The organism is Saccharospirillum sp. HFRX-2, assembly GCF_043196805.1.
Taxonomy (GTDB): Bacteria; Pseudomonadota; Gammaproteobacteria; order Pseudomonadales; family Natronospirillaceae; genus Saccharospirillum.
Genome location: NZ_JBEBMU010000012.1, coordinates 48,733 through 57,622, shown reverse-complemented (window position 1 = coordinate 57,622; position 8,890 = coordinate 48,733). Strand labels below are relative to the sequence as shown.

5 protein-coding genes are annotated in these 8,890 nt (G+C 53.6%); all 5 read right to left on the bottom strand.

All coding sequences use genetic code 11. The features are described 5' to 3' along the window. Positions 1-433: 433 nt before the first annotated feature. Entirely contained in the window at positions 434-3,517 is a 3,084-nt protein-coding gene (locus ABMA60_RS17625; RefSeq protein ID WP_392805968.1) for a beta-galactosidase, read from the bottom strand. Between the two features lie 68 nt (positions 3,518-3,585). Then, the gene (locus tag ABMA60_RS17620; protein WP_392805965.1) at positions 3,586-4,803 is read right to left on the bottom strand and encodes an extracellular solute-binding protein; all 1,218 of its coding nucleotides are present in this window, start codon (positions 4,801-4,803) and stop codon (positions 3,586-3,588) included. A gap of 108 nt (positions 4,804-4,911) precedes the next feature. After that, the gene (locus tag ABMA60_RS17615; protein ID WP_392805962.1) at positions 4,912-7,023 is read right to left on the bottom strand and encodes an alpha-galactosidase; all 2,112 of its coding nucleotides are present in this window, start codon (positions 7,021-7,023) and stop codon (positions 4,912-4,914) included. Positions 7,024-7,026: 3 nt separating this feature from the next. Continuing rightward, positions 7,027-7,878, bottom strand: coding sequence for a carbohydrate ABC transporter permease (locus tag ABMA60_RS17610; RefSeq protein ID WP_392805960.1), 852 nt, complete (start codon positions 7,876-7,878; stop codon positions 7,027-7,029). A 1-nt stretch (position 7,879) separates the two neighbouring features. Then, positions 7,880-8,695, bottom strand: a complete 816-nt coding sequence (locus ABMA60_RS17605) for a carbohydrate ABC transporter permease (RefSeq protein ID WP_392805973.1) — start codon at positions 8,693-8,695, stop codon at positions 7,880-7,882. Positions 8,696-8,890 lie beyond the last annotated feature (195 nt).

The following is an 8,890-nucleotide window of genomic DNA, read 5'->3' as shown; positions in this document are numbered from 1 at the left end:
CTCGCCGATGGTAGTGTGGGGCTTCCCCATGTGAGAGTAGGTCATCGTCAAGCTTTTATTGCGAACCCCAGGTCAGAGATGGCCTGGGGTTTTTTATTGCCCGGAATCCGAGCACCACGATGACTCGGCCGGCGCTCCGGGACTCTACGAGCCGATGTGTCGGACCAACCGGAGTGCCGGCCGACGGAGTGCCGCCCAGATCATCGTCAAGCTTTTATTGTGAACCCCAGGTCAGAAATGGCCTGGGTTTTTTTTATTGTCTGGAGAAAACCAAATCGCGCTCCACTACTCTTAGGGTCCCATTTGGCCGTGTGTATGCTTGGCATCTTAAGTACGTCAGAACCAAACCACTAAAAGAAATTTAGCTCCCATAAAAAATAAAAAACCGAGCATCCCTGCCCGGTTAAATCCTTCCTAATCTTTCAGAAAAACCTCAATCAGTCCCAGAAAAACTCACCCGATATCGATAGCGTTTTTCCTTTAGCAGATATTCGTCATGCACACTCGGGCTCCAGGAGTCATCACCGCCAACACCCATATGATATGCATCCAAGCGTAACTCCAGCCCAGCCTCATCAGCCAGTTCATGCTGATGACGTGCCTGTGCTACCTGTGCTTGGCGATAGCGGCTTAAGGCGAAATGGAAGTCGCCTTGCACCTGCAACGCACCGATCTCCAGTTGCTGGGTATCGCAGCGCAAACCATTATCGCTGGGGAAAATATAAGGCGTGTGCAAATCAGCTAAGGGCAGTTGGTGAGATCCCCAATAGGCCGCCAATTTTCGATCGGGATAGTTTTCATGCGGACCTCGTCCCAGCCATTGAACTGTGTCCGGTCGCTGTGCCAAACGCATGATCAATCCAATGCGCGCAATGGGTGGCAAACCGGCGGCTAATTCAACGTCCACATTGAGGGTAAGTTGCCCCAAGCAATTCAATTGCCAAGTCCAGGTAGTTGCTGCGCAGTCGATGTCATCCACAGACCAGCGGTTTTCTACAATGACAATGGCTGTTTGCTGTTGTTGGTAGGCGTTGACTGAACTACAGCGCCGTTGCAGTCGGTCCAAACCCGCCGCTTGCCAACGGCTGGCCCAGGCATTGGGGTCAATGCGGTCGGCTTCGCTGACGCCAATGTCGTTGTCCAATGGTGCGCGCCAAAAATTATCGATGGGCGCTTCGATTAATATTTCCTGGTCGTTGATTTTCCAACTGGTCAGCAGGCCATTGCTCGTATCTATGCTAATGCTGGTTTGCGCCGCCTGTATTAACCAGTTATTGGATTCTTCAACCAACTGTGCACGAGCTCCATCAGAAGCAGCGTGAAGCTGAGGCAGTTCGAGGCTTGCTGGCAAGGTGAATTGATCGCGAGCGCTTTCATGATTCGCATCCGACCATGCGGTCGCCTCAGGTTGAGTCACCCAGACATTTAAATGATATTTGCAGCCGGCTTTTGGTGTTGGCAATTGATCCATCAAGGTAATTGTTTGTCGGCTCTGAGCGTTTAACTCGAGCGGTTGTTCACCACCATTAATAACTTTGCCGTCTTCAGTGAGATTCCAGTGCAGACGTTCGTTGTCACTGTTGCGGAATAAAAATTCACTGCTAATGGCAATGTTTAATGGTGTTGTCGTGCGTAATTCAAATTGAAAAAACTGCTGGCACCGTTTAGCTTCAAGCAAGGTTGGGTGTGGTGTTCGATCCGGAAAGACCAAACCATTAATGCAGAACTGGCGGTCGTTGGGTTGATCGCCAAAGTCACCGCCATAAGCCCAGTAAGTCGTACCATCAGCGGCAGTGTGGTTTAAACCCTGATCCACCCAGTCCCAGATAAAGCCGCCCTGCAAACGTGGATACTGACGAAAAGCCTGCCAGTAGTCGGCAAAGTTACCCAGGCTGTTGCCCATGGCATGAGCGTATTCGCACAAAATTAATGGTCGGTTTTCATTGGGTAATCCGATCCATTTTTTGATCGCCCACTTGGGTACAGAAACCGGAAGCCCCAGGTCTTTATCAAGACGAGCGTACATTGGGCAGATAATGTCGGTCGCTGCGCTGTCAGCACCTCCGCCTTCATATTGCACTGGCCGGGTTGGGTCGGTTTGTTTGACCCATTGGTAAGCCGCGTGATGATTAGCACCCAAACCGGATTCGTTACCCAGCGACCAGATGATTACGCTCGGGTGATTGCGATCGCGCAGAACCAGACGCGTAACACGCTCCAAATAAGCGTTTAGCCAGGCCGACTCGTCCGATACCTGACTGGATGGATAAAGACCATGGGTTTCAATATTGGCTTCATCGACCACATACAAACCATAGCGATCACAGAGCCGATAAAAGTCCGGATGGTTGGGGTAGTGTGCCGTGCGCACCGCATTGAAGTTGTACTGCTTCATGAGTCGGATATCTTCTTCCATATCCGCATAGCTGACGGCGTGACCGTTTTCCGGATGGTGTTCGTGACGATTTACGCCGCGGATTAATAAAGGCTGACCATTGATTCGTAATAAGCCATCGCGAATTTCGACTTGGCGAAATCCGACGTCGTAAGCCTCGATGTCCAGTGGCTGGTTCTGATCGTCAAGCAGACTGACGACCAGGCGATACAAATTTGGTGTTTCGGCGGTCCATTTATCTGGATTACTGACGGCAATGCAGTGCTGAACCCGATCACGAAAACCGCCGCGTTCATCGACTTCAATTTGCCCGGGGTTTTCAATTACCAGCTCGGTTACCGCTTGATCGTCGCGAAATAATTGCGCTCCAAGCCGTAACGACGAGTCAGATAGTCGGCTGGTTATTTTTATAGTGGCGTCGCGATAACTGGCATCCAGTTCGGTTTGAATGGAGACATCTTCAATTCTGTGTGTTGGTTTGTGCAGCAAAGAAACATCGCGAAAGATGCCGCTCAACCACCACATATCCTGATCTTCTAAATAGCTGCCATCGGACCAGCGCAGCACCATAACGGCCAATCGATTGTGGCCGGGAACCAGCACTGCACTTAGATCGAATTCCGCCGGCAGACGGCTGTCCTGGCTATAGCCAATCCATTGACCATTGCACCATAGATGAAAGGCCGAATTAACACCGTCGAAACGGATACGTGTTTGGCCTTTTAAGTGATCCGCCTCAAGATCGATATCGGTCAAGTAGCAGCCGGTCGGATTGTCTTCAGGTACAAAAGGTGGCTTTGGTTCAAAAGGATATTGAACATTGGTGTAGATCGGCTGGTCGTGGCCCTGGCATTGCCAGTTCGACGGTACCGGTATTGTTTCAAAGTCTGATAAATCTGAATCGCTTTCGAACAGTTCGGCGGGAACCTGTTCGGGCCGCGGGTAAAGACGAAATGCCCAATCCCCATTCAAATTGCGGTTACGCCAGGATGTTTTTTCGGTCAGTGCAGATGCCTGGTCACTGAAACTGAATAAGGGGCTGTGCGCGGGTAATTTATGTAAACCGACTTGAGCCGGATTTTCCCAATCACGCCGGGCGAGAATTTCAGTGAAGCTGGGCATTGTCACCTCCTAAACAAAACAGGGCGGCGCAAGGCCGCCCAAACAGGTTTAGCGAAACTTATTTAACCTTAACGGAAGACGCGTTGACGAACACGTTCCAGATTATTGAGGATGTCATCCAGGCGATCCGGAACGATCATAAATTCCTGGAAGCCCTTCATGCCTTCAGACGCCATCGCCGGATCGGTATCACGATCATAGAATTGAGCGGTACCATCAGCTTCAGACAACATCTGCAAACCTTCCTGCAGGAAGTGGTTGTCACCGGCTTGCGCTTCAGAGTTGGTCGGCAGCTGATTCAGCCCCAGGTTCAGACGAGTCTGAACGTCTGGTTGCGCAACGTAAGCGAGAAAACGCTTGGCGTCTTCTTTGTTCTTAGCGCGTGACGGAATGTGGATGGTATCCGTTGGTGCGTCTTCAAACATGCCAACGTTTGGATCGATCTGCGGGAACTGGAAGAAGCCATAGTTGGAGCCTTCCGGGAAGCTAGGTGTTAGGAAGTTGCCCATCAGATACATGCCGGCCTCGCCATTGAGCAGCGGTGCCTGAGCTTCCTGCCAGCTGTAAGAGGCGTGGTTTTCCAGGAAGTAACCGCCGTCGACCAGCTGGCGCCAGTTGGCAAAAGTATCGCGGACGCGATCATCGGTGTAAGGGACTTTGCCGTCCATCAAATCGATGTGGAAATCCAAGCCATTGGTGCGCAGGTTGAGGTAGTCAAACCAGCCGGCAGCCGTCCACAGGAATTTGGTACCGATGGTGATCGGGGTGTAGCCATTTTGCTTGAGTGTTTCACAAACCTCGATAAATTCTTCCCAGGTTTGGGGTTCACTCAGGCCCAGTTCTTCAAACATATCGGCGTTGTAATAAATACCCCACTGATAATAAGTAGCGGGTACACCGTACTGTTCGCCGTCGACCGTCATCGAAGCGCGAGTGGAGCGGAAGGTATCGTTCATACCGTTGTCTTCCCAGACATCGGAAACCGGTTCGAACAAGCCACGGTCCACAAAAAATTTCATGCGGTTACCGGCGAACCAGAAAACAACATCCGGTGGTGAGGTGACCAGCCAGTTACGAATGGCGCTCTTATAGCCTTCGTGGTCGTATTCATTCAACTGAACATCGATATCCGGATTGGCGGCTTCGAATTCGTTGATGATATTGGTCCAGGTTTCACGCGGAGCGGGATCGGACTGGTTGGAGTTGATAACCAGAGTGCCTGCCTGAGCTTGGCTCAGCAACAAGGCGCTCAATGCGCTGGCGGTGACTAGGTGTTTCAGTTTCATGGCTTCGTCCTTCTTTTTTGTTGTGAGACGACAGGCGGGACCGCAGCCCCTGTTTTCGTGGTGTTGTTGCTGAGCCTTACCGACCCGAACAACACCGGGCGAAACGAATTACCGATGCACGGGTTCCAGTGCCAGCACCAGCAATGTATCCGGATCCAGAACCGGCAGCGGTAGGCCGATTTGCATCAATTCAGTACCACTGAATTCAATGTTTTTGACACTCATCCAGGCCGGTTTTTGCTTCATTAAATGACCGGTTTTTTCTGGCTCGAACAAAGGTTTTATCCGATAAGTCTGACCGGCCACCAGACGTTTCAATTTCAGGTTGGCGCCAACCGCCAGCGTCGGCATGCGTTGCTGAAAAACGCTCACCAACTGGCGGTTGTTGTGGCTAACGGCAAAGGCCAATTGCGCATCGTCGCCACTGTTTAAGGCGTGACGTAAACCTTGATGCAGCAGTGGCCGCCACTCTTTGTGCAGTGCAATGCCGCGCGCCATTTGAGCGAACGCAGTGTCGTCCAGCTTGCGGATATCCCACTCGATGCCCAGGTGTCCGAAGAAGGCAGTGCCGATGCGCACCTCATCCTGATGAATCCGACTGGTGGTGTGGCTTTGCGGCGGTCCAACGTGACTGCCGATCACTTCGCTTGGGAAAAACAGCGCGGCCCACTGCTGCATGATCTGGCGTTCGTGAGCGTCGTTGCAGTCGCTTAACCAAAAGCGCTGGGTATATTGCAGGATGCCGAAATCCATACGGGCGCCACCGGAAGCGCAGGATTCGATTTCAACCTTGGGATGCTGTGCACGCAGGCGTTTGAGCAAGGTGTAGAGACCCTGCGTTTGACGATAACCGGCAGCGCGACCCTCGGCATCGGCAGCCTGAACGTGGTCGCGATTCATGTCCCATTTCAGGTAGCGAATGGGGTAGTCATTGAGCAGGGCGTTCAGGTGATCGAAGAGGTAATCGCGCACCTCGGGACGAGTCAAATCGAGGACTCGCTGATTGCGGGCCAGCGGCTGATGTTGGCCGCTGATATCGAGCACCCATTCGGGATGTTGTTCGAATAGACGCGAGCGCGGGTTGATCATTTCCGGTTCGACCCAGAGACCGAATTCCAGGCCGTGACGTTTTAAAGTAGCGGCCAAGGGATGCAGCTTTTCCGGATAGACGTCGGGATCGACCACCCAATCACCGAGGCCAGCCGTGTCATCGCGCCGACCCAGGAACCAGCCATCATCGAGCACATAGCGTTCGGCACCCACACGAGCACCGGCTTCGGCCAGTTTATCGAGCCCTTGTTGGTTGTGATCGAAATAGAGCGCTTCCCAGGTGTTGATGTGTACCGGGCGGGTCGCGTTGTCTGGCAAGGTTAGAATTTGTTCTCGCACGAAGCTTTGGAAACGTTCGGCGATGCCGTTGTAACCCGTCTCAGAACGGCAGGCATAGAGCGTCGGTGCTTCAAATTGTTCGCCGGCGTTCAGGCGAACTTCGCCGGGTAATAAATGCGCACCGGCCTGGTATTGGCTGAGACCCAATTGGCTGCGTTCCAGGCGCTGGCGATGGTTGCCACTCCAGCCCAGATGAAAACCATAGACGCAACCATCGTCGGGTTGGAATTCGCTGTCGCTGACCAGCAGCCCGGGGAAATGATCGTGCGAAGTACGGCCACGCAGATTGGTGTATTCCAGTGAGCCCAGCGGCAGTCGGTCGCGCTGCGGTTGGAATTCATGGATCCAGCGACCACTGAAACTCATCACCTCAGTCATGGTTACTGGCAGGGGCAAGGTTGTCAGCCATTGATCCAAAACCAGTGGCTCAGGCCCGAGGTTGGTCAGGCTGGTTGAAATACTCAGTACGTCCGTGTCGGCATCCAGGTTCAGTTGCCAGTTCAACTGAACCTGACCGTTAACCGCTTGCAGTTGGAACACCAGCTGCTGCTCGTCTGCGGTTTCGCATTGGCTGTGCCACTGTGGCGCCCAGTGACGGCCGTCGACATGACAGCGCAGCGCCGGTTCCATAAAGGTACCGTCGGCGAGTGTCGGCGCAATGCTCAGCTCGCAGCGTTCATCCAGACCGGCTTGAGGCAGAGCGCGGTGCCACAGTCGCTGATCGGGTGTTACTGATAATCGCGTGCCCCAGTAGCGCATGATTGGCGCGCCGGTTTGTGGCTGCTCGATGACCAGGCTGGTGTTGCGGCTGTGCAGTGTATAAAGCGTCATGGTTCAGCCTTTGGTTGCGCCCAATGTCAGGCCGGCAATGAAGTGGCGCTGCATGGTGAAAAACAGAATTACCGGCGGCAGCGCCGCGACGATGGAGCCGGCGGAAATCAATTGCCAGGACGCCAGCCACTGACCGCGCAAGGCGCTGATGCCAGCGGTGACGGGTCGTACTTCGTCGCTTTGCACCAGCACCAGAGCCCAGAAATAATCGTTCCACACGAAGGTGAAAATCAGCACCGCCAGAGCGGCCAGCGCCGGCCGTACCAAGGGCAGCACGATCTTGCGGAAGATGTGCCATTCACTGGCACCATCAAGCCGGCAGGATTCGAATAATTCATCCGGCAGATCGACGATAAAGTTACGCATAAAGAGGGTGCAGAAACCGGTCTGGAAGGCGGTATGGAAAAAGATCAACGCCCAGATGCTGTCGTACAGACCCAGGTCGATGGTCAGATCGCGCACCGGAATCATCAGAATCTGGAAGGGCACGAAGTTGCCGCCGATAAAGGTTGCGAAGATGGCGAGCCGACCTCGGAATTTATATTTAGCCAGCGCAAAACCCGCCATGGTCGCCAAGGCAACGGAGGCAATCATCACCGGTACAGTGATCAACACACTGTTGAGCAGATAGCGGCCCATATTGGTGTTGCCAAAAACGGCGCTGTAGTTTTCCACCAGCATCCAGTCTTTCGGCCAGCCCCAGTAGTTACCGGCATTGATATCGCCAATGGAACGCACTGAGGTCATCATCACCGCGAACAACGGCAGCAGCCACAGCACGATGGACAGTGGCAGCGCCACCCGATAGCTGACTTGCGTCAGCGGCGAGGTTTGTTGGATCGGAGTCGGAAACATCTTAACCTCGCTCGGCCCGCAGCATGCGCCACAAGAAGAAGGAAATGTAGATCAGCATGATGGCGAACAGCACTGTGGCGATAGCCGCGCCGTAACCCATGCGGTAATTGAAAATGGCCTGCTCGTACATAAAGAACGCCAGCACCGATGAACTGCCATAGGGACCACCACCGGTCATGGTGGCGACCAGATCAAAGGAACGCAGGGCGCCGATGACGGTGACAACGATGGCCAGAAAAGTGGCCGGGCGCAGTTGCGGAATAATGACGTGACGCAGCATCTTCCAACCGTGTGCGCCGTCCATACGCGCCGCTTCAATTTGCTCAGGGTTGAGGTTATTGAGGCCGGTGAGATACAAAATCATGGTGTAGGCGATCTGCGGCCACAGGCCGGCGGCGATGATGCCGTAGGTCACCAGGGTTTCGTCCGCGAGGATCGGCAGCGGCCCCATGCCAAACAGTCCCAGGGCCTTTTGCAGCAGGCCGTAGCTGGGGTCATAGAACCAGGCGAAGACCACGCCGACGATGACCTGAGAAATCACAAAGGGAAAGAAAAACAGCGATTTGACGGCGCGGATACCCAGCACCTGCTGATTCAGAAACAGCGCCACGCCCAGACCCAGCGGCACCGCCAGCATATAGAACAGTAACCAGAGAATGTTGTTCTTCAGCGATGTCCAGAACAGCGGATCTTCGGTCAGCTCTATGTAGTTGCCCAGGCCGATAAAGACTTTGTCACCAAAACCGTCCCAGTCGAAGAAACTGATCCAGATGCTCTGCAGGATCGGCGAAATCACATAGACCGCAAAGAACAGCATGGCCGGTAACAGGAACAGCCAGGGGATCAGGCGATGCCATCGATCAGTGCCGCTGATTTCGTGCACGTCGCGCTACCTCTTGTCGTGTTGTTTTTATAGTCAGGTGCTTGGGTAACACCTGGTGAGGCGAGTATGGTGAGCCTTGGAAACGTTTTCAAGAATTTTTTCAATTCTGCCGCTTTTGGCTTATACGAA

Excerpts from the sequence above, each read along its gene's own strand:
- ABMA60_RS17625 (WP_392805968.1), bottom strand. The coding sequence starts at position 3,517 with ATGCCCAGCTTCACTGAAATTCTCGCCCGGCGTGATTGGGAAAATCCG.
- ABMA60_RS17620 (WP_392805965.1), bottom strand. The coding sequence starts at position 4,803 with ATGAAACTGAAACACCTAGTCACCGCCAGCGCATTGAGCGCCTTGTTG.
- ABMA60_RS17615 (WP_392805962.1), bottom strand. The coding sequence starts at position 7,023 with ATGACGCTTTATACACTGCACAGCCGCAACACCAGCCTGGTCATCGAG.
- ABMA60_RS17610 (WP_392805960.1), bottom strand. The coding sequence starts at position 7,878 with ATGTTTCCGACTCCGATCCAACAAACCTCGCCGCTGACGCAAGTCAGC.
- ABMA60_RS17605 (WP_392805973.1), bottom strand. The coding sequence starts at position 8,695 with ATGCTGTTCTTTGCGGTCTATGTGATTTCGCCGATCCTGCAGAGCATC.